General features: G+C 70.3%; 19 protein-coding genes. 12 read left to right on the top strand and 7 right to left on the bottom strand.

What is annotated here, in order from left to right; translation table 11 throughout:
* Positions 1–2: 2 nt before the first annotated feature.
* Positions 3–536 carry a cupin domain-containing protein gene (locus tag ACIRON_RS18240; RefSeq protein ID WP_402994068.1) on the bottom strand — a complete coding sequence of 178 codons (534 nt, stop codon included), beginning with the start codon at positions 534–536 and terminating at the stop codon, positions 3–5.
* Complete coding sequence (locus ACIRON_RS18235) at positions 536–1,432, bottom strand: LysR family transcriptional regulator (RefSeq protein ID WP_402994066.1); 897 nt, start codon at positions 1,430–1,432, stop codon at positions 536–538. The genes ACIRON_RS18240 and ACIRON_RS18235 overlap by 1 nt, the downstream gene beginning before the upstream one ends.
* Positions 1,433–1,600: 168 nt before the next feature.
* Between ACIRON_RS18235 and ACIRON_RS18230 the strand changes: the two genes are divergently transcribed.
* The 9 genes from ACIRON_RS18230 to ACIRON_RS18190 all read left to right on the top strand — a co-directional run bounded on the left by ACIRON_RS18230 (position 1,601) and on the right by ACIRON_RS18190 (position 11,032).
* Positions 1,601–2,947 (top strand): LLM class flavin-dependent oxidoreductase, encoded by a 1,347-nt coding sequence (locus tag ACIRON_RS18230; RefSeq protein ID WP_402994064.1) that lies wholly within the window; start codon positions 1,601–1,603, stop codon positions 2,945–2,947.
* Positions 2,948–3,013: 66 nt separating this feature from the next.
* Complete coding sequence (locus tag ACIRON_RS18225; protein WP_402994062.1) at positions 3,014–4,585, top strand: ABC transporter substrate-binding protein; 1,572 nt, start codon at positions 3,014–3,016, stop codon at positions 4,583–4,585.
* Positions 4,582–5,610 (top strand): ABC transporter permease, encoded by a 1,029-nt coding sequence (locus tag ACIRON_RS18220; protein WP_402994060.1) that lies wholly within the window; start codon positions 4,582–4,584, stop codon positions 5,608–5,610. Before ACIRON_RS18225 ends, ACIRON_RS18220 begins: the two co-directional genes overlap by 4 nt.
* Positions 5,607–6,485 carry an ABC transporter permease gene (locus ACIRON_RS18215; RefSeq protein WP_402994058.1) on the top strand — a complete coding sequence of 293 codons (879 nt, stop codon included), beginning with the start codon at positions 5,607–5,609 and terminating at the stop codon, positions 6,483–6,485. Before ACIRON_RS18220 ends, ACIRON_RS18215 begins: the two co-directional genes overlap by 4 nt.
* The gene (locus ACIRON_RS18210; RefSeq protein WP_402994056.1) at positions 6,472–7,527 is read left to right on the top strand and encodes an ABC transporter ATP-binding protein; all 1,056 of its coding nucleotides are present in this window, start codon (positions 6,472–6,474) and stop codon (positions 7,525–7,527) included. Before ACIRON_RS18215 ends, ACIRON_RS18210 begins: the two co-directional genes overlap by 14 nt.
* Positions 7,524–8,561 (top strand): ABC transporter ATP-binding protein, encoded by a 1,038-nt coding sequence (locus ACIRON_RS18205; protein WP_402994054.1) that lies wholly within the window; start codon positions 7,524–7,526, stop codon positions 8,559–8,561. Before ACIRON_RS18210 ends, ACIRON_RS18205 begins: the two co-directional genes overlap by 4 nt.
* Positions 8,562–8,575: 14 nt before the next feature.
* Positions 8,576–9,703 (top strand): LLM class flavin-dependent oxidoreductase, encoded by a 1,128-nt coding sequence (locus tag ACIRON_RS18200; RefSeq protein WP_402994052.1) that lies wholly within the window; start codon positions 8,576–8,578, stop codon positions 9,701–9,703.
* Positions 9,704–9,738: 35 nt separating this feature from the next.
* Positions 9,739–10,491 (top strand): alpha/beta hydrolase, encoded by a 753-nt coding sequence (locus tag ACIRON_RS18195; protein ID WP_402994050.1) that lies wholly within the window; start codon positions 9,739–9,741, stop codon positions 10,489–10,491.
* Positions 10,492–10,528: 37 nt separating this feature from the next.
* On the top strand, positions 10,529–11,032 hold the full coding sequence (locus ACIRON_RS18190) for a flavin reductase family protein (protein WP_402994048.1): 504 nt from the start codon (positions 10,529–10,531) through the stop codon (positions 11,030–11,032).
* Between the two features lie 25 nt (positions 11,033–11,057).
* Here ACIRON_RS18190 and ACIRON_RS18185 read toward each other — a convergent pair whose 3' ends face one another.
* On the bottom strand, positions 11,058–12,566 hold the full coding sequence (locus tag ACIRON_RS18185; RefSeq protein WP_402994046.1) for an aminobutyraldehyde dehydrogenase: 1,509 nt from the start codon (positions 12,564–12,566) through the stop codon (positions 11,058–11,060).
* Between the two features lie 307 nt (positions 12,567–12,873).
* Between ACIRON_RS18185 and ACIRON_RS18180 the strand changes: the two genes are divergently transcribed.
* Positions 12,874–13,077 (top strand): cold-shock protein, encoded by a 204-nt coding sequence (locus ACIRON_RS18180; protein ID WP_091046756.1) that lies wholly within the window; start codon positions 12,874–12,876, stop codon positions 13,075–13,077.
* Positions 13,078–13,138: 61 nt separating this feature from the next.
* Here ACIRON_RS18180 and ACIRON_RS18175 read toward each other — a convergent pair whose 3' ends face one another.
* On the bottom strand, positions 13,139–13,684 hold the full coding sequence (locus tag ACIRON_RS18175) for a YciI family protein (RefSeq protein WP_402994044.1): 546 nt from the start codon (positions 13,682–13,684) through the stop codon (positions 13,139–13,141).
* Positions 13,685–13,766: 82 nt separating this feature from the next.
* On the opposite strand from ACIRON_RS18175, the gene ACIRON_RS18170 reads away from it, so the two are divergent.
* Entirely contained in the window at positions 13,767–14,186 is a 420-nt protein-coding gene (locus ACIRON_RS18170) for a DUF309 domain-containing protein (RefSeq protein WP_402994042.1), read from the top strand.
* A gap of 49 nt (positions 14,187–14,235) precedes the next feature.
* On the top strand, positions 14,236–15,609 hold the full coding sequence (locus tag ACIRON_RS18165; RefSeq protein ID WP_402994040.1) for a pyridine nucleotide-disulfide oxidoreductase: 1,374 nt from the start codon (positions 14,236–14,238) through the stop codon (positions 15,607–15,609).
* Between the two features lie 19 nt (positions 15,610–15,628).
* Here the strand turns inward: ACIRON_RS18165 and ACIRON_RS18160 are convergent, their stop codons facing one another.
* The 3 genes from ACIRON_RS18160 to ACIRON_RS18150 form a co-directional block, all read right to left on the bottom strand.
* The gene (locus ACIRON_RS18160) at positions 15,629–16,846 is read right to left on the bottom strand and encodes a hypothetical protein (protein ID WP_402994038.1); all 1,218 of its coding nucleotides are present in this window, start codon (positions 16,844–16,846) and stop codon (positions 15,629–15,631) included.
* 210 nt (positions 16,847–17,056) lie between these two features.
* Positions 17,057–17,860 (bottom strand): alpha/beta fold hydrolase, encoded by an 804-nt coding sequence (locus tag ACIRON_RS18155; RefSeq protein ID WP_402994036.1) that lies wholly within the window; start codon positions 17,858–17,860, stop codon positions 17,057–17,059.
* Positions 17,818–19,056 (bottom strand): MFS transporter, encoded by a 1,239-nt coding sequence (locus ACIRON_RS18150; protein WP_402994034.1) that lies wholly within the window; start codon positions 19,054–19,056, stop codon positions 17,818–17,820. Before ACIRON_RS18150 ends, ACIRON_RS18155 begins: the two co-directional genes overlap by 43 nt.
* Positions 19,057–19,110 lie beyond the last annotated feature (54 nt).

Raw genomic sequence — 19,110 nt, 5'->3', positions numbered from 1 at the left:
TCCTAGGTCTGGGCGTCCTCGGTGAGGCGTACCTCGGACCAGTCGAGCCCGTCGAGATTGACGACGATCGCCTCCTGGGTGGTGCGGGCGATCACGACGACGGCCTCGGAGTCCGGGTCGGGGTTCTCCTCGCGGTGGGGGACCCACGGGGGGACGAAGATGTAGTCGCCGGGGTTGGTCTCCACGCGGGTCTCGACGGGCTCCTCGCCCTCGACGTCGAGGAAGACGAAGACCGGGTTCCCGGAGACGATGTAGATCGCGGTCTCGGAGGCGCCGTGGTGGTGGTTGGCCGAGGCGGTCGAGGCCGGGACGTGGGTCTGGCCCATCCACAGGTTCTTCGCGCCGACGGTCTTGCCGCTGACCGCCTCGAGGCGTCTCATCCCCGAGGTCTGCCCGGTCTGGTCGACGAGGCCGGCGGGGGCGATGTGGTGGAGGTGCCGGTGGAACGGGTCGATCTCGGCCGGCACCAGGACCCCGCTGGGGGTCCGGATGTGCTCGCCGTCCGAGGATCCGGCGGGGATGTGAATCGCGGGCATCAGGCTCCCTTTGCGAGTGTGAGGACGGTGTCGTTCCTGGGTGTGGTGAGCAGTGGCCGGAGGACGGAGGCGACCTGCGTCGCCGTCTCCTTGGGCAGGCCCGGGCGGGCGCTGACGTAGAGGGGGAGCGGGTCGGGAGGTGGCAGGTTCGTCACCGGCGTCAGACCGTCGGGTACCTCTCCGAGAGTAGCCATCAGCGCTACCCCGAGGCCGGCGCCGACGGCCGCCTGAACGCCTGCCAGCTGGAAGGCCTCGGCGCCGATGGCTGCCGGGATCGAGTGCTCGGCGAGCGTGTCGAGCGCTCGGCTCCGGAGCGCGCACGGTTCGTCGAAGGCGACGACGGGCACCGGCTCGGAGGGCGTGGGGCGCCGCCAGACGGGGGAGGCGAACCAGGCGAGAGTCAGGTCGCCCACGTAGATGGCCTTGGGGTCGTCGGCCTGCTGGAGGAGGAGGGCCAGGTCGATGCTCCCGGAGGCGAGGCCGTCGCGCAGCTTGTTGCCCCGGTCGATCCGGAACCGGAAGTCCCGCTTCGGCACCGTCTGCGCCAGGGCCGTGGACAGGCTGGGGAGCAGCTGGGCGGCGGCATGCTCGGTCGACCCGATGCTGATGGTCGTCGGGCCGCTGACGCCACCGGGCAGGAATCCCGCGACGGTCTCGTCGTGGAGAGTGATGATCCGGCGTGCCTGGGTGAGCAGCAGCTCGCCGTCGGCGGTGAACCGTGAGCCGCGGCCGTGCCGTTCGACCAGTGGGCGGCCGATCACTGACTCCAGGCGGCGTACGTGCTGGCTGACGGCGCTCTGGGTCAGGTGCAGTGCGGTGGCGGCGCGCTGGAATCCGCCGAAGTCCGCGACAGCGACGAGGCTGCGCAGCGGGGCGATGTCCAGATTCCGACTCATGTCGATCAGACTAATACACAATTGATGAGCGTTCGTGATGGTTCAACATCGTGGAACGTCGTTGGACCGAGCACCTTTTGTCTATCAAACTCATAGACATAAGGCTCTCTGAAACGGAGGGCTGCCGTGGCCGGCATCAGGCCACGGTTCGACCATCAGGGAGGCAGCATGTCGCGACGGACGATCAAGCTCGGCGCCGTTCCGTACGGCACCGGCGGCCCGGGCCAGCACCGGCTCTGGCTCGACCCGGAGATCCCCGGTGACGCGAGTGTGGACATCGACTGGTTCATCCGGATCGCCGAGCTGGCCGAGCAGGGCCGCTTCGACCTGATGTTCATCGTGGACAGCCAGTTCATCACCCCGCACAGCCCGCCCCACTACCTCAACCGGCTCGAACCCCTCACCCTGCTGTCCGCGGTGGCCACCCACACCAGACACCTCGGCCTGGTCGGCACCGCGACCACGAGCTTCAACAGCCCGTTCAACCTCGTGCGCCGCTTCGCCTCCCTCGACCTGATCAGCCACGGTCGCGCCGGCTGGAACGTGGTCACCACCGGTGACGCGGGCACCGCGACCAACTACGGACTCGAGGAGCACTACGACTACGACACCCGATACGGCCGCGCCCAGGAGTACGTCGAGCTCGCCCGAGCTCTGTGGGACTCCTACGAGGACGACGCGTTCGTACGCGACCGTGAGACCGCGACCTTCCTGGACCCGGCCAAGCAGCACGCCCTCAACCACGAGGGCACCTACTTCGACGTCGCCGGCCCGCTCAACCTGCAGCGCAGCCCGCAGGGTCATCCGGTCATCTTCCAGGCCGGTGACTCCGACCAAGGACGCAACCTGGGCGCCTCGGTGGGGGAGGGGATCTTCACCCACGCCCCTGACGTCCCCAGCGGGAAGGCCTTCTACGACGACCTCAAGACGCGCGCGAAGAGCTTCGGCCGCGATCCGGAGGAGCTGGTGATCATGCCGGGCGTGAAGGTGGTCGTCGGCGACACCGACGAGGAGGCTCGGGAGATCGAGGCCGCGAACCACGAGCGTGACCACGGCTTCGAGGAGGCGCTGGCCGAGTTCGGCCGGCCCTTCGGGTGGCACGACTTCGGCCAGTACGACCTCGACGCGCCGTTCCCGGCCCAGGCGCTCGCGCACGGCGAGCGGTCCTTCTTCACCCAGGCCACGAGGATCACCGAGCGTGCGGTCGCGAACGGCTGGACGCTTCGGCAGGCCGTCGAGGCCAGCCGGGTCTTCCGCAAGTCCGAGTTCGTCGGCAGCCCCGAGACCGTCGCCACGAGGCTGCAGGAGTGGTGGGAGGCGCGGGCCTGCGACGGCTTCAACATCGGCGTCGATCACCCCGCCAACTTCCGGCGGATCGTGGAGGAGGTCATCCCGATCCTCGCCGAGCGGGGCGTCTTCCGTCGCGAGTACGAAGCCACCACCCTGCGCGGGAATCTCGGCCTGCCGATCCCGGAGAACCGCCACACGGTCGCTCGCCGCGCTCAGCCGAGCTGACCCCGACGCGCTCGGGCGCCACGACACGTACCTGACCGTCAGACACACAGGAAGATCGATCACCCCATGGCCAACAAGGCACTCACCCGGACCGACAACCCGCTCGCATCGTCCCCGACCCCCGCTATGGCCATGACCCGGCGCGGCCTGCTCGGGATCAGCCTCGGCGCCGCGGCCGCCTTCGCGCTGGCGGCCTGTGGGTCCGAGACCGGTGCCGGCGCCGCCGGCGCCCGGATCACCTGGGCCTGGCAGCTGCCCACCACCTGGGACCCGGTGACGTCCTCGGCCGGCTCCGACGTACAGATGCTGGCTCTCGTCTACGAAGGCATCACGGGGTTGGACGAGAAGGGGAACCCGGTGCCGTGGCTGGCCGAGAAGTGGACGTACGACCCGACCGGCACCCGGGTGACGTTCACGCTGAAGAAGGACCTGAAGTTCAGCGACGGCACCCCGCTGGATGCCACCGCGGTGGCCAAGTCGATCGAGCGCGGCCGGACCGCTGACGGGTCGCTGATCGCGCCGCAGATGATCGGGATCACCAAGGTGACCGCCTCCGGCGACGTCGACGTGGTGCTCGACCTGGCAGAGGTCGACTACCAGATCCCCGCGCTGTTCGCCGGGAAGACCGGGATGGTCGTCAACCCGGCCGCCTTCGAGAAGGACCCCGCGTCATTGGCCACCGCACCGGCCGGGTCGGGTCCGTTCAGCCTGACCACCTTCGTCGAGAACGACCATGCCGAGCTGGTCAAGAACACCCACTTCCAGCTCGCCGAGGAGATCCAGGTCGACGAGTTCCACCTCTACCCCCAGCCCGATCCGGCCACCGCCGTCGCCTCGGTCCAGTCCGGCCAGTTCAACGTCGCCCGGATCTCCGGCGCCCAGGTCGAGCAGGCCGAACAGGCCGGCCTCGACGTCCAGATCCTCGACTCGATGTTCGTCTCGTGCCTCGACGTACACGCCGGGATGAAGCCCTTCGACGACCCTGCCGTCGTCGAGGCGCTCAAGTACGGCATCGACCGCGAGAAGATCAAGAAGGTCGCCAACTTCGACATCGGTGACGTCAACTACCAGCCCTTCCCCAAGGGGTACGTCGGCTACAACCCCGAGCTCGAGGGCATCTACGACTACGACCCGGAGAAGGCCAAGCAGGTCCTCGCCGAGGCCGGCCACACCGGCACCGTCAAGGGCGAGTTCACCAGCGCACAGCCCGTGGCCGCCGTCGAGCTGATCCAGGCCCAGCTCAAGGAGGTCGGGATCGAGCTCACGATCAAGTCGATCCCGGCGACCCAGCACACCCAGCTGGTCTACATCGAGCACTCCCAGGCGCTCACCTACGACGGCTTCGCCGGTCGCGAGTCGCCGGTGCAGGCGTTCCAGGTCCTCTTCGGCAAGGAAGGGCTGATGAACCCCAGCCGCCGCACCGACCCCGCCCTGGAGGCACAGCTCAAGAAGGTCCGGGCGACGCCGACCGACGACCCCGCCTACCCGGCGATCCTGCAGGAGGCGACGAAGATCGCGATCACCAGCTTCCCCAACACCTTCCTCTACAACGCCCCGCGGATCATCGTCCGCAAGAAGGTCTCCGAGCTGCCCGCCTCACCCAGCCTGCAGCGGTTCGAGGGAGTGACGACCTCGTGAGCGTGGCCCAGGCCACGAACCCGGTCGTGGCACGGCCGACGGCCGATGCCGTCGGGAGCTGGGCGCGGCGGATCCTCAATCTGGTGGCGATCACCGCGGCAGTCCTGCTCCTGGCCTCGGTCATCACCTTCGCGCTCGGGGCGATGGCGAAGACCAACCCGGCGGCAGCGGTGCTCGGTGAGACCGCGACCGACGCCGACATCGCCAGGCTCGACCATCAGTTCGGTCTGGACCGGCCGCTCGTGGTCCAGTACGCCGACTGGCTCGGCTCCGCGGTGCGAGGTGATCTCGGGGTCTCCTGGTTCACCACCGTCCCGGTCTCCGACAGCATCGCCCAGGCGCTCCCTGTCGACCTGTCCATCGCGCTGCTCGCGATCGTGCTGGCGATCCTGATCGGAGGGGCCGCCGGGATCGGCGCGGCCTTGAGCAACGGCGGGATCTTCGACCGAACGGTCACCATCGTCTGCTCGCTGCTCGGCACCTTGCCGCCGTTCGTGATCGGGATGGCTCTGATCGTGGTCTTCGCGGTCAAGGCCGACCTGCTCCCGGCCGGCGGGTACGTCCCGATCCAGGAGGACCCCGCCGAATGGCTCCGCTTCGCGATCCTTCCTTCCTTCGCGCTCAGTCTCGACGTGGCCGCCTCGATCGCCCGACAGCTGCGTACCTCGCTGGTCGGGGCGCTGCGGGAGAACTACGCGATCGGTGCGCAGATGCGCGGCTTCAGTCGCAGGCGAGTCCTCTTCGGCCACGTTCTCCGCAACGCCGCTGCTCCCGCCCTGGCCGTCATCGGCCTCGCGATCCCGCTGGTCATCGGCGGCGCCGTGATGACCGAGAAGCTCTTCGGGCTGCCCGGCATCGCCCAGCTGGCGCTGCAGGCCTCGGAGAAGGGGGACGTCCCGGTCGTTCTCGGCACTCTCCTGGTCACCGCCGTCGTGGTGGTCCTGGCGAGCCTGGTCGTCAACGTCGCCCAGACCGCTCTCGACCCGGCCTCCCGCCGTGAGCCGGCGAAGGGTGGTCTCGGGTGAGGACCCTGAAGGCTCTGTGGGCGCAGCCCGCCAGCCGCTTCGCCTTCGCCACCCTGAGCGTGATCACGTTCCTGGTCGTCTTCGGTGGTGCCGTCGCTCCGTACGACCCGCTGAGGCAGTTCAGCGACGAGGTCCTCCAAGGACCGTCGGCCAAGCACCTGCTCGGCACCGACTACGTCGGTCGCGACGTCCTCTCCCGGCTCCTCGCCGGGACCCGGCTCTCCGTGGTCGGAGCCCTGGAGGCGGTGGTGATCGCCGCGGTCCTGGGCGTCCCGTCCGGGTTGGCATCGGCGTGGATGGGACGGGTCGGCGAGTGGGTCTCGCTGCGGATCGCCGACACCCTGATCATCCTGCCGTTCACCGTCTTCGCGATCGCCGTCGCCGGCACCATCGGCAACGGCCTGCAGCAGGCCATGGTGGCGGTCGGGGTGCTGATCAGCCCGATGTTCTTCAGGGTCACCCGGGCGGTGGCGCTCGGTCTGAGAAGGACGCAGTACGTCGAGGCGGCCGAGCTGATGGGCGCCACCCAGTGGTGGACCCTGCGCAAGCACATCTGGAGCAAGGTGCTTCCCAACGTCGCCGTGGCCGCGGCGCACGCCACCGGCGCCAGCCTGCTCGTGGTCGCGTCGCTCTCGTTCCTCGGAATCGGAGTGCAGCCACCTGCGCCGACCTGGGGCGGGATGCTCTCGGCCGACCTCGGCTACCTCGCCCAGCAGAGCTGGGCTCCGATCTTCCCGGCGCTGCTCATGATGGCGACCGTCGGCTCCCTCAACATCCTGGCCGACGGCATCCGCGACGCCGGATCCCCGCGCCGCCGCCGGCCCGGCCTCGTCGCCAGGCTCCAACGGAAGGAGACCATCGATGTCGCAGCCTGACTACGACACGTACGCCACCAGCCCCCGCACCCTCGAGGTCGAGGACCTGCACGTCAGCGTCGGTGACCACCTCGTCGCAGTGAGTGGCGTCTCCTTCCAGCTCCGCCGTGGCGAGGCCGTCGGCCTGGTCGGCGAGTCAGGTAGCGGCAAGACCCTCACCTGCCGAGCCGTCCTCGGGCTGCTGCCGGAGACCGGCGAGGTCGACCGCGGGTCCATCGTGCTCGGTGAGCGCGATGACCGTGTCGACCTCATCGCGGCGGGACGCACCGTCTGGGACCGCGTCCGCGGGTCCCGGATCGGCGCCGTCTTCCAGGACCCCGGCTCCTATCTCAATCCCGGCATCACCGTCGGCCGCCAGCTCGTCGAGCAGCTCCGCGTACGCGGAGGCCTCGGCAGGACCGAGGCCCGTGAGCGAGCGGTCGGCCTGTTCACGGAGGTCGGTCTCCACGATCCCGCCGGCGTCTTCCACCTCTACCCCCACCAGCTCTCGGGCGGCATGCTCCAACGCGTCCTGATCGCCATCGCGATCTCCTGCGAGCCCGAGCTGCTCATCGCCGACGAGGCCACGACCGCCCTCGACGTCGTGATCCAGGCCGAGATCCTCGAGCTCGTCGCCCGGCTGCGTCGCGACCACGAGCTCTCCCTGCTGCTGGTCACGCACGACCTCGCCGTGGTCGCCGAGACCTGCGACCGGATCCTGGTCATGTACGGCGGCGAGATCGTCGAGTCCGGCCCGACCGAGCAGGTGCTCACCGACCCGCGGCACCCCTACACCCGGGCGCTGCTCGCGGTCGCCACCATCGGGGACTGGACGCGCCGCACCCTCGACGTCATCCCCGGCCAGCCGCCCCCGGCGGGGGAGGAGATGCCCGGCTGCCGGTTCGCGCCGCGCTGCCGCTACGCCACCCAGGCGTGCGTCAGCGCTCCGGTCGCGACGACCGAGATCGGCCCGGGGCGCAGCGCTCGCTGCGTACGTCTCGACGAGCTGGACACCGAGCACGGTGCCGTTCTCGTCCAGGACCGGATCGAGGCCACCGCATGAGCACACCGCTGCTGCGCATCACCGACCTCTCGGTCAGCTACGCGCTCCCACGGCAAGGCACCGGGCTCGGCACCGGGGCCGCGCTGCGCGAGGTCAGTCTCGACGTACGCGCCGGCGAGATCCTCGGGATCGTGGGGGAGACCGGATCCGGCAAGACCACCCTGGCCAGAGCCACGGTCGGCCTGGTCACCCCTGCCACCGGCACCATCACCTTCGACGGCGTCGACATCGGCGGTCTCCAAGGATCCGCGCTGCGTGGGTTCCGTCGACGTGGGCAGATCCAGCTCGTCTTCCAGGACCCGCTGCGTTCTCTCGACCCCGACCTCACCGTCGACCAGCTCGTCTCCGAGCCGCTTGCCATCGCCGGGGTGCCCCGCAGCGAGCAGCGCGCTCGGGTCGAGGAGGCCATCGGGCTCGTCGGCCTCGACCCGAGCACCATCCACGACCGGCTCCCACGCCAGCTCTCCGGCGGCCAGCGGCAACGCATCGCGCTCGCCCGCGCGATCGTCACCCGCCCCCAGCTGCTCTTCTGCGACGAACCGGTCAGTGCGCTCGACGTCTCCAACCGGAATCTCGTCCTCAGCCTGCTGGACCGGCTTCGCCGCGAGCTCGGCCTCGCGGTCGTGATCATCGCTCACGACCTGTCCTCGCTGGCCGGTGTCGCGGACCGGATCGCGGTGTTCTACCGCAGCCGTCTGGTCGAGAGCGGACCGGTCGAGGAGGTCCTGACCAGGCCGGCGCACCCCTACACCGGGCTGCTGACCGCGTCCGCGCCCTCGGTCGCCCACGAGGACCGGCTCCGGCCGGCCGATCTCCGCCTCGAACAGGGCGCCGAGCCACCGAAGGGCGGTCCGGACAGCTGTGTGTTCCTGACCCGATGCCGGTTCGCGCACGACGCCTGCCACCAGCAACCGCTCACGACGCCGCTTTCCGGCACCGCCGACCGCACCGCCGCCTGTCACGCCGCCACCACGTGGCCCAGCCAGATCGCAACCACCTCCACCGGCGCTGCCCAACCGGCAGCTGCCGGCTGACGAAAGGACCGAGCATGACCTACTACGACGACGTCGAGATCCTCGGCATGATCGGCACCGCCGACGCCTCCGAGATCCGTCCCTCCGACGGCACCGTCATCGACCCCGAATACACCGCCCGCTTCGCCAAGGCGCACGAGGACGGCGGCTTCGACCGCGTACTCATCGGCTATGGCTCCGGCTGGTCCGAGGGGACCCAGGTGGCCGCGTACGCAGCCGCTCACACCGAGCGGCTGGGCCTGCTCATCGCCCACCGGCCCGGCGTCGTCCACCCGACCCTCGCCTCGCGGACCTTCACCACGCTGGACCAGTTCACCAAGGGCAGGGTCGCGCTCAACATCGTGACCGGGAGCAGCAACGTCGAGCAGCGGCGCGAGGGCGACTACGTCCCCCACGACGAGCGCTACGCCCGCACCGACGAGTACCTCCAGATCCTGCGTGCCTCCTGGGACACCAAGGGTCCACGGGACTTCGACGGCACCTACTACCGCTTCGAGGGATTCACCCCGCAGGTCTTCCCCTACGGCGACCGCCACCTCGAGCTCTTCTTCGGAGGCAGCTCACCCGCGGCCTACGGCGTCGGGGCCGAGCACGCGGACACCTACATGCTCTGGGGCGAGCCGCTGAAGCAGACCGGCGAGCAGATCGCCACCATCACCGAGAAGGCCACCGCCGCCGGACGTACGCGGCGCCCCAGGGTCTCGGTCTCCTTCCGGCCGATCCTCGGCAGGACCGACGAGGAGGCCTGGGAGCGCGCGCACGCCATCCTGGACACGATCAACGGCGAGATCGGCTCGCAGTTCAAGCAGAAGGTCAACAAGCTGCATCCCCAGGGCTCGGCCCCGGAGAATGCCGGATCGCAGCGGCTGCTCGCCGTCGCCGAATCAGGCGACCTGCACGACCGCTGCCTGTGGACCCCCACCACCACCGCGGTCGGTGGCGGAGGCAACTCCACCGCCCTGGTCGGCTCACCGGAGACCGTGGCCGCCGCGATCCTCGACTACGTCGAGATCGGGGTCAACACCGTCCTCATCCGCGGCTACGACCCGCTCCAGGACGCCATCGACTACGGCCGCGACCTGCTCCCGCTGGTTCGCCAGGAGCTCGCCCACCGCGCGGCCCGACCGAGCGTCGCGGTCTGATCCGAGTCCGACCCGCACCACCGATTGGAGCACACATGACCATCACCTCCGAGGCGAGCAGCGCGAGCGGCTGGGACGAGCCGCCCGGCGGTACGCCACGCGGCACCCTGATCCTGCTGACCGGACGCGGTGAGACCGCGGCCACCTACCAGCGCTTCGGCAGGCGGATCTCCGCGGACGCCTACAAGGTACGTCTCGTCGAGGCCGACCTGGACGACGTGACCACAGCGCGCGCCGAGATCGAACAGCACCTGGCCGATGCGGCCCTGCCCGCACCGAAGGTCCTGGTCGGCAGCGACACGGGCGCGACCCTGGCCGCCACGCTGGTCGACCAGGTGGCCGCCGATGCCGCGGTCATCGCCGGAATCGTGCTGCCCGAGTCCGCCGCCATCGACGGCTGGGAGGAGGAGATCGAGGCCCGGAGCGCATGTCCCGTCCACCGCAACGTGATCGGACAAGACGGCGCCTTCGGCCGAGGGACCCTGGCCAGCGGCCTCGGCGGCGAATGGTCCGAGCTGACCCTCCCGGTCCCCGACAAGCCGGTGCTGGTCGTGCACGGTGATGCCGATCCGGTCACTGCGGCCGAGCAGGTCACCAAGGCGTACGCCGATGCGCCCGGCGTCCGCCGCCGTCTCGTCGCCGGCGGGCGCCATGACATCCTCAACGACCTCTCGCACCGGTCGGTCGCCGCCACGATCATCCTCTTCCTCGAGTCCCTCAAGCTCGGCAGCGACCTGCCCGCCATCGTCTACGCGGCAGACGAACCGACCCGATCGGACGCATCGTGACCACGCCGAAGGTCGCCGCGCTGCTCGGGACCAGGTCATGACGACCCTGCGGACGAACCAGGACCTGGACCCTGCCGCCCTTCGTCAGGCGTTCGGCGTCTTCCCCACCGGGGTGGTCGCCGTCGCCGCCGAGGTCGACGGAGCGCTGACGGGCCTGGCCGCCAGCTCGTTCACCAGCGTGAGTCTCGATCCGCCGCTGGTCTCCTTCTCGGTCGCCACGACGTCGAAGACCTGGCCCGACCTACGTCGCTCCTCGCACCTGGGTGTCAGCGTGCTCGCCGACCATCACGACGAGGTCTGCCGTCAGCTCGCCGGGCCGGTCGAGCACCGCTTCGACGGGATCGCCCTGAGCATCTCCGAGAACGGCGCGGTCGGCCTGGACGAGGGGGTGGCGCAGTTCGACTGCACCGTCTACCGCGAGGTCGAGGCAGGTGACCACATCATCGTGCTCCTGCAGCTGCACGCCGTCACCGACCCCGGCACCGGCAACCCCCTCATCTTTCACCGCAGCGGATTCGGGAGACTCGCGGACACCGCCTGATCCGGAGGTGCGATGGCGGCCGACGTCAGGAACGGGCGTGGTTGTGCATGACGTGCTTGGTGCGGGAGTAGTCGTCGAGGGCGTAGAGGGAGAGGTCGCGGCCGTAGCCGGACCCCTTGAAGCCGCCCCACGGGACCTCGTTGGCGAGGACGAGGTGGGCGTTGACCCACACCGTGCCGGCGTCGAGCCTGCGGGCGACGTCGTGGCCGCGGCGGCCGCTCTCGGTCCAGACGGAGGCGGAGAGGCCGAGAGGGGTGTCGTTCGCGCGGCGGATCGCTTCCTCCTCGGTGGAGAAGGTCTCGACGGTCACGACGGGGCCGAAGATCTCGTCGCGGGCGCACTCGGCACCCTCGGGTACGTCGACCAGGACCGTCGGGGCGATGAAGTAGCCGGTTCCCTCGAGGGCGGCGCCGCCGACGGTGGCGCGGACACCCTCCTGCGCCGCCCGCTCGAGGAAACCGGCGACGCGGTCGTAGTGCGCCTTGGAGACCAGCGGGCCGATCTCGACGTCGTCGCCCGCGCCGGGCTGGCCGACGACGATCTCCTGGACCTGTGCGCTGAAGAGGGCGACGAACTCGTCGGCGACCGACTCCTCGACCAGGACCCGGCACGCGGCGCCGCACTCCTGCCCGGAGTTGTAGAAGCCGGCCGCCCGCAGCGCCTCGGCGGTCGCCTTCAGGTCGGCGTCGGCGAAGACGACGACGGGTGCCTTGCCGCCGAGCTCGAGGTGTACGCGCTTGAGGCTCTCGGCCGCACCGCGTGCCACCGCGCGTCCGCTGTTGACCGATCCGGTCAGGGCGACCATGTCGACCTCCGGGTGGGCGGTCAGGCCGGCTCCGACGACGGGGCCGAGGCCGGTGACGACGTTGAGGACGCCTGCGGGGACGATGTCGGCCAGCAGCTCGGCGAGCTTCAGCGTGGACAGCGGGGTCTGCTCGGAGGGCTTGATGACCAGCGTGTTGCCCGCCGCCAGGATCGGCGCGATCTTCCAGGCCGCCATGAGCAGCGGGTAGTTCCACGGCGTCACCACCCCGACCACGCCGATCGGCTCGCGCAGGATCAGGGAGAGGTGGTCCTCGGCGTACTCTCCGGCTGCCATCGAGGTGGTCGCCCGCAGCGCACCCGCCATGAAGCGGAACGTGTCGACGGTTCCGTCGACGTCGTCCTGGGCGACCGAGAGGGGCTTGCCGGTGTTGGCGGACTCGAGGCGTACGAGGACCTCGGCGTGCTCGGCGATCCGGTCGGCGATCCGGTGGAGCATCTCCGAGCGGGCCTTGGGCAGGAGCGCACCCCACGCCGGCTGGGCGGCCCGCGCGGCGGTCACGGCGCGCTCGACGTCGGCCGCGGTGCCGTTCGCCACCTGGGTGATGACCCGCTCGGTCGAGGGGTCCACGACCTCGGTCGTGTCGGCCGCCTGCGACGTCACGAACGAGCCGTCGATGAAGTGTCCGGCCGGCGGGAGGTCCGCGGGAGTGAGCAGGCTGTCGCCGGTGGCACGCTGGACGGTTGCGGGCTTCAGGTCGGTCGGAGTCATCGGATCGCTTTCGTCGTCGGGAGAGTGGGGCTGATCACACCGTAGATTGTGATCACAGATCACACAATCCTGATGTCCAACTTCCGGGAAAGCTTCCGGCAGACCGGGATCGTGGAAGCCACGATCCCGGTCCCGGTGCCGTACTGTTGATCTCGTTGAAGGGACGGCTCTGTAAGCCGTCCTGGCCGCACACCACGTCGCGGCTTGTATCTCTTATCTGGTTTTCGGTTCGCTGGACATCAGCACAGATGGATGTCTTCAGCGGCTAGGGGCACGGTGTCCCTAGCACCGAACAGAGGAAAAGATCATGGCTCAGGGAACCGTCAAGTGGTTCAACGCTGACAAGGGCTTCGGCTTCATCGCGCAGGACGGCGGCGGCGAGGACGTGTTCGTTCACTTCTCCGCCATCCAGGGCAACGGCTACAAGTCGCTCGACGAGAACCAGAAGGTCGAGTTCGACGTCACCGCCGGCCCCAAGGGCCCGCAGGCCGAGAACGTCCGCGTCTCCTGATTGACCACGAAGTGCCCCGACCGCAGCTGCGGTCGGGGCACTTCGTGCGTGTGGGGCCCGTTCAGGCGGGTCGCCCGCCGAAGTCCCACTGGTGGACCTCGATCGCGGTGAAGCGAACAGGGGAGAGGACTCCGTGTGCGTCGTCCGCGGAGGCGGCCGCCAGCAGCACTGCCGCCCCGACCACCACGGCTCCGTCGTCGGACAGGAGCGGTCCGCAGGCGATCAGCTCCTCGCCGCCGGGCAGGTCGATGTCGTCCGTCGTCGGTTCGCAGAAGCCGAGGACGAGGTAGCGGTTGCCGTCCGGCCGGCCGTCGCCGAAGTCCCACATGGTGCGGCCGAGTGTGTTGCGCCACCGCCGCAACAGCACGTCACGGTAGGCGCCGGCCTGGTAGCCGGGCTCCGCGAACGCGAACGCGCGAGCCGCGGTCGCGTCCGGAAGGTCGAGGATGTGCACGCTCCCGGTCAGGGTTTCGTCGCTGGTGAAGGTCGGGCCCCGGGCGATCATCGTCGCCGCGAACCGGTCCATGTACGTCCAGTGCTCCTCCACCATCTGGGTGCGCAGCGGCGTCGACCCCGGGCGGTCGCGGTGATAGCAGAAGAACTCCATGGCCCGAGACTCACCCGCCCCGCCGTCCCGCGCAATCGGTTATCTCAGCGGGTCCGTAGGGTGGGAGCCGAGGAGGGCTGAGATGGTGAGCGATCGCGACCGGAACGAACAGGGGCGGGCACAGCAGGCCCGACCCCGCGACGCGCTCGGCCGCCCCCTGCCGTACGGCGAGGTCGGCGTCGAGCCCATCTCCGAGGAGCCGCTCCCGCCGGCGGAGACCCTGGCGTACGCCCGCAGCCTGCTGGACGAGGGGCGCCCGTTCGCCGCCCACGAGGCGCTCGAGGTCCGGTGGAAGTCGTGCCCGGAGGAGGAGCGCGAGCTGTGGCAGGGTCTCGCCCAGCTGTGCGTCGGCCTGACCCATCACGAGCGCGGCAACGCCGTCGGTGCCTCGCGGCTGATCGAGCGGGCGGCGCGGCGGCTGGAGACGTACGAGCGAGGCGGTGGCCCGAGGTACGGGCTCGACCTCGGAGCACTCGTCGCGTGTGCCCGAGACCGGGTATAGCCCATCTGCCTATTGACCCCGAACCTCGGCGCCGTGCTTGGCTGGAGACATGAGCCGCACGGTCGAGGTCGACTATCTCGTGGTGGGTGCCGGCGCCATGGGGATGGCGTTCACCGACGCTCTGATCGACCACGCCGACGTGCGGGTGGCGCTGGTCGACCGACGCCACGGTGTCAGCGGGCACTGGCTGGAGGCGTACCCGTTCGTCCGCCTGCATCAGGCCTCGGCCTTCTACGGCGTCGCCTCGACCCTGCTCGGTGGCGGGCAGCTGCAGCAGCGCGGACCCGAGGAGGGTCTTCAGGAGAGGGCCAACCAGCCGGAGATCTGCGCCTATTACGCACGGATCCTCGAGCGGATGGTGGAGTCGGGCAAGGTCGAGTTCTTCTCCAACAGCGACTACGTCGGTGACGGCGCCGTCGTCTCGCGCATCTCCGGCGAGCGGCTCGAGATGCCCGGCGCCCGGATCGTCGACGCCCGCTATCTGGCCCCCAGCATCCCGGCCGAGAAGCCGCCGCCGTTCGCGGTGGCCGACGGCGCCCGCGTGCTGCCGGTCAACGATCTCGCCCGGCTCGAGGAGACGCCGAGCCAGTACGTCATCGTCGGCTCCGGCAAGACCGCGACCGACGCGTGCATCTGGCTGCTGGCGCACGGCGTCGACCCCGACGCGATCTGCTGGGTGCGGCCACGTGACCCGTGGATGCTCAACCGTGCCCTCATCCAGCCCGATCCCGCGATCTTCCTCGGCATGGCCGCCGACACGATGCAGATCGCCGAGAAGTCGACCTCGCCCGAGGACCTGTTCCTCGGGCTCGAGGACGCCGGCATCATGCTCCGCATCGACCGGTCGGTCATGCCGACGATGGCCAAGGCGCCGACGCTGGCGACGTGGGAGCTCGAGAAGCTGCGTACGGTCGAGAACGTCGTACGCCGCGGCCACATCCAGCAGGTCGACCGCGGCTCCCTCACCTTCGTCGACGGATCCGTCGCCGTCGCCGAGGACGCCCTGGTCGTGCACTGTGCCGCGGACGGCCTGAAGTATCCGCCCCTGCTCCCCGTCTGGCGCCCTGAGGCGATCACGCTGCAGCCGATCCGTGCCGGCTTCCCCTGCTTCGGCGCCGCGGTCACCGGCTACGTCGAGGCCACCCGCGACACCGACGCCCAGAAGAACCGGCTCTGCCCGCCGAGTCCGTTCCCGGACTCGATGGCGACCTGGGCGCTGATGAACCTCCTGGGCACCCAGGCGGCCATGTCGTTCTCGTCCGAGCCGGACATCAAGGCCTGGTCGGACGGGGTCGCGCTCAACCCGGCTCGGATCCCGCCCGGACATCCCGGATCCCCGGCCCTCGACGACGCGCGGGAACGCCTGGCGAAGCACACCAAGCCCGCGCTCGCCCGGCTCGCTGAGCTGGCCGGCTCGACCTGAGCCGACGGGAGGGGTCGGGTCACTCGACCGGTGGGGGACAGGCGATGCGTACGAACTCGTCGTACTCGTGCGCGAGCTCGGTGGCGACCTCCGCGAGCTGAGCGAACCCGGCCTGGCTGGCGCTGCTGGCCTCGGCGTGCATGAGGGCGGCCGACTCCTTGTACTGCGAGCACAGGACTCCCAGCGGTTGGGGCGCGGGCAGCGACTCGGGCTCCTGCCGTTCCTCCTCCGGCAACGCCTCCCACTTCTGGTTGGCGGACTCGATGGCTGATCCCAGGCGATCCACCGGGTCGCGCGGGATGTTGGTCGTGTCCATCCTGCTGGCGGAGAAGCCGTTGCCGATCTGGTTGCCTTGATGGGGTCCGTCGAATCCCAACGACCCGGTCGGGTCCTGCTCGCCGTTGCCGCCGTAGCGGAGCCAGCGCAGGTCGCCGTTCGCGTCGACGAAGTAGAAGACGCGCGCAGGCGCTGCCTGACCCTCGAGTCCGGGGCGGTCGGTCAGCCCGCCGAACAGGTGGCGCACCGTGTCGAAGCCGTTGCCGATCTGATTGCCCGAGTTGTTCTCCGCGAACCCGTTCGTCCCGGACGGATCGAGTTCACCGTTGCCCGTGTAACGGAACCAGATCAGGTCGCCGTTGTCCCGGACCGCGATGAACGCGCCGTCGCCGACGCCCACGATGCGGCGGAAGCCGAGGAAGCCGTTGCCGATCTGGTTGCCCTGGTTGGGTCCGGGGAATCCGCGAACCCCGGTGGGGTCGTGCTCGCCGTGGCCCTCGTACCGGAACCAGAGCAGATCACCGTTCTCGGCGACGGCGAAGATGGTCGTCGCCGTGGTCTGTCCTTCACGGGGAGAGACGAACAGGTGGCGGAAGCTGTGGAAGCCGTTGCCGATCACGTTGGCGGGGTTGTTCTCCACGAAACCGTTCGTTCCGGACGGGTCGTGCTCGCCCGCTCCGGTGTACCTGAACCAGGTGAGGTCTCCGTTCGGCGCGACCGCGAGGACGATGCCGTTGCCGCCGCCCAGGACGTGGAGGAAGTGGTCGAAGCCTCGGCCGACCTGGTTGCCTGAGCCGTTTCCCACGAAGCCGTTCGCGCCCGTCGGGTCCAGCTCGCCGAACCCGTCATATCGGAAGTAGCGCAGAGCACCATCGTCCTCGACCGTGAAGAAGCGGCCGACGTGGGGGCGCGCGACGCCCGGGGGCGCGGTGCCGTTACCGGTGTAGAAGATGTGCCGCATGGGTCGGCCTCCGATCGCCCGCTGCCTTCGCTCGTTCGAGCGTGTCAGTGGCGGTGCTCGTCGGCATCGCTCAGATCGAGGAAGTGTCGCTCCGGCGAGGTCAAGACGCTTGCCGGACCGTGTCGGCGCCGGGCACAGTGCACAGTGGCGGGGCCGCCAGGGTTGGCGGCGGCCGCCCACACCACCGAACGACGCCGGGACGCCGCTCGGTCAGCCGAGTTCGTCCTTCAGCCGCTCGGCGAAGGCCTCCGGATGGTCCACGAAACCGGTGTGGTCGCCGGGGAACCGCGTCGCGGTGAGTCCGAGCCGCGCGGCGAGCGCCTCGGTCGTACGTTCGCACAGCTGACCGGCCGACTCCTCGCCGATGCCGAGGACGATCCGCGGGCCTCGGCGCAGCGCTTCCTCGTCCGGCTCCCACCGCACGGACGCGGGCAACTCGTCGGCGTACCAGAACGCCTCCTCCGCCAGGTCGCTCGAGCTGCGCTCGCCGCCGAACATCGCCTCGAGCATGCCGTCCGGCACGACGATGTTCGCCTGCTCGAAGAACATGCCCCACGCGCCGATCACGTCGCCGTCGGCGTGACGACGCCTCATCGTGTCCGTCAGCGTGCGCTGCTCCTCCCGGTCGTCGAGAAGCTCCAGCAGCGGGGGCTCGTGCGCCACGATCGTCGTGGCGAGCTCGGGATGTCGCTGGGCGAAGGCGAGGGCCGTCACGGCACCGCCGCTGGAGCCGAGGATCGCGACGGGTCCCAGGCCCGTGCGGCGTACGAGCTCGGCGAGATCGTCCGCGCGCTGCTCGGGAGTGGAGCCGACGGACCGATCGGCCAGGACGCTCCCGCCGTGGCCACGTGGGTCGTGGGTCAGGACGGTGTGGCCGGTGGCCAGCGCATCGGCGAGCGGCGCGAACTCCTCGGCGGTCATCGGCGATCCGACGAGCGCGAGGGCAGGCCCGGATCCGCGGAGCTGGTAGCTCAGGCGTGTTTCGGGCAGGTCGATCTGGACGGGTGCGTGCATGGCGTTCTCCTCGGTGTCGGTATCGGTGATGGCAGTGGTCGGGTCTGGGCTGGGCGCAGGAGCCGGGAGACGAGCGGCGGCGCGGCGGTCGCGAGCAGGACCGTGAGCACCGCGGGGAGCACCATCGCGCCGGCCAGCCCCACCCCGGCGGCGAGCCCGCCGATGAGAACGGGGCCCACGAACCCGCCGAGGTATCCGATCGTGGTGACGACCGAGAGCCGTCGCGGGTCGATCCGGGTGGCGCCCAGGCTGCCGATCACGATCGGCCAGACGAGGGCCGTGCCCGCGCCGGCGAGCGCCCATCCTCCGGTCGCGACCACGACCCGTGACGCCTCGGGGGCGGTGGGGGAGAGGAGCACCACTACGAATCCGAGCATCGTCACCCCGGCTGCTGCGGCCACGAGGATCGGTGCGGTGACCAGGTCGCGCAGACGGTCTCCGGCGAAGCGGACCGCGGTCATCGCGGCGAAGAAGACGGCGTACATCGTCGCTCCGGCGGCCGGGTCCGCGCCGAGGACGCGAGTGGTGTGGATCCCCGCCCAGTCGGTGGCGGCACCTTCGACCACGAAGGCAGCGGCGGCCACGGCACCGGCGCCGAGGAGAACCGGGTTCGCCGCGCGGGTCGGCCCCGGAGAAGCCGCCGGATCCGCGGCATCGCCCGGATCGGTGCCGGCCGCCGGAAGCCGCAGTGCCAGCAGAGTGAGCACGGTGCCGGCGCTCAGCGCGGCCGCGGGCAGGAGCAGGTGGCTGTCCCCGCCGGCGCGCAGCGCCGCTGCCAGTGCCGAGGATCCGAGGACGGCGCCGAGCGTCCAGAATCCGTGCATCCGGGCGATCACGGGTCGTCCCGCTGCGCGCTCGGCGGCCGTGGCTCGCGAGGTGAGCCCGACGTTGATGGCGCCGCAGCAGAGGCCGAAGACGCCGGCGAGCGCGATCATCGGCTCGGCCGTGCGCATCGCGCCGATCGCGGCGAGGAGGAGTGCTGCGGTGGGGAGGGCGACGCGGAGCACGGTGGCGTCGCTCCAGCGGTGGGCGAGGTGTCCGGCCAACGGCATCGCGATCGCCGCGCCCAGCGCGAGAGCGAGGAGCAGGAAACCGAGTCGCGTGGGACCGAGGTCGACGCGGGCGTCGAGGACGGGAAGCCCCGCGCCCCAGACCGCGACGAGCATGCCCACCCCACCGTGCAGCGCAGTGATCACGCGCGTGCTTTCCCTGGATGACGACATGCCTCCAGGTTGCTCGCGGCTCCGGAC

Origin of the sequence: Nocardioides sp. NPDC101246, assembly GCF_044767415.1 — a bacterium.
Taxonomy (GTDB): Bacteria; Actinomycetota; Actinomycetes; order Propionibacteriales; family Nocardioidaceae; genus Nocardioides.
Note: the sequence above shows the minus strand (reverse complement) of the source record. Positions and strands in the feature narration are given on the sequence as shown.

Bases quoted from the DNA above. Each gene is read 5' to 3' on its own strand.
- ACIRON_RS18185 (WP_402994046.1), bottom strand. From the start codon at position 12,566: ATGACTCCGACCGACCTGAAGCCCGCAACCGTCCAGCGTGCCACCGGC.
- ACIRON_RS18205 (WP_402994054.1), top strand. From the start codon at position 7,524: ATGAGCACACCGCTGCTGCGCATCACCGACCTCTCGGTCAGCTACGCG.
- ACIRON_RS18165 (WP_402994040.1), top strand. From the start codon at position 14,236: ATGAGCCGCACGGTCGAGGTCGACTATCTCGTGGTGGGTGCCGGCGCC.
- ACIRON_RS18175 (WP_402994044.1), bottom strand. From the start codon at position 13,684: ATGGAGTTCTTCTGCTATCACCGCGACCGCCCGGGGTCGACGCCGCTG.
- ACIRON_RS18200 (WP_402994052.1), top strand. From the start codon at position 8,576: ATGACCTACTACGACGACGTCGAGATCCTCGGCATGATCGGCACCGCC.
- ACIRON_RS18170 (WP_402994042.1), top strand. From the start codon at position 13,767: ATGGTGAGCGATCGCGACCGGAACGAACAGGGGCGGGCACAGCAGGCC.
- ACIRON_RS18235 (WP_402994066.1), bottom strand. From the start codon at position 1,432: ATGAGTCGGAATCTGGACATCGCCCCGCTGCGCAGCCTCGTCGCTGTC.
- ACIRON_RS18180 (WP_091046756.1), top strand. From the start codon at position 12,874: ATGGCTCAGGGAACCGTCAAGTGGTTCAACGCTGACAAGGGCTTCGGC.
- ACIRON_RS18230 (WP_402994064.1), top strand. From the start codon at position 1,601: ATGTCGCGACGGACGATCAAGCTCGGCGCCGTTCCGTACGGCACCGGC.
- ACIRON_RS18155 (WP_402994036.1), bottom strand. From the start codon at position 17,860: ATGCACGCACCCGTCCAGATCGACCTGCCCGAAACACGCCTGAGCTAC.
- ACIRON_RS18225 (WP_402994062.1), top strand. From the start codon at position 3,014: ATGGCCAACAAGGCACTCACCCGGACCGACAACCCGCTCGCATCGTCC.
- ACIRON_RS18195 (WP_402994050.1), top strand. From the start codon at position 9,739: ATGACCATCACCTCCGAGGCGAGCAGCGCGAGCGGCTGGGACGAGCCG.
- ACIRON_RS18160 (WP_402994038.1), bottom strand. From the start codon at position 16,846: ATGCGGCACATCTTCTACACCGGTAACGGCACCGCGCCCCCGGGCGTC.
- ACIRON_RS18190 (WP_402994048.1), top strand. From the start codon at position 10,529: ATGACGACCCTGCGGACGAACCAGGACCTGGACCCTGCCGCCCTTCGT.
- ACIRON_RS18210 (WP_402994056.1), top strand. From the start codon at position 6,472: ATGTCGCAGCCTGACTACGACACGTACGCCACCAGCCCCCGCACCCTC.
- ACIRON_RS18240 (WP_402994068.1), bottom strand. From the start codon at position 536: ATGCCCGCGATTCACATCCCCGCCGGATCCTCGGACGGCGAGCACATC.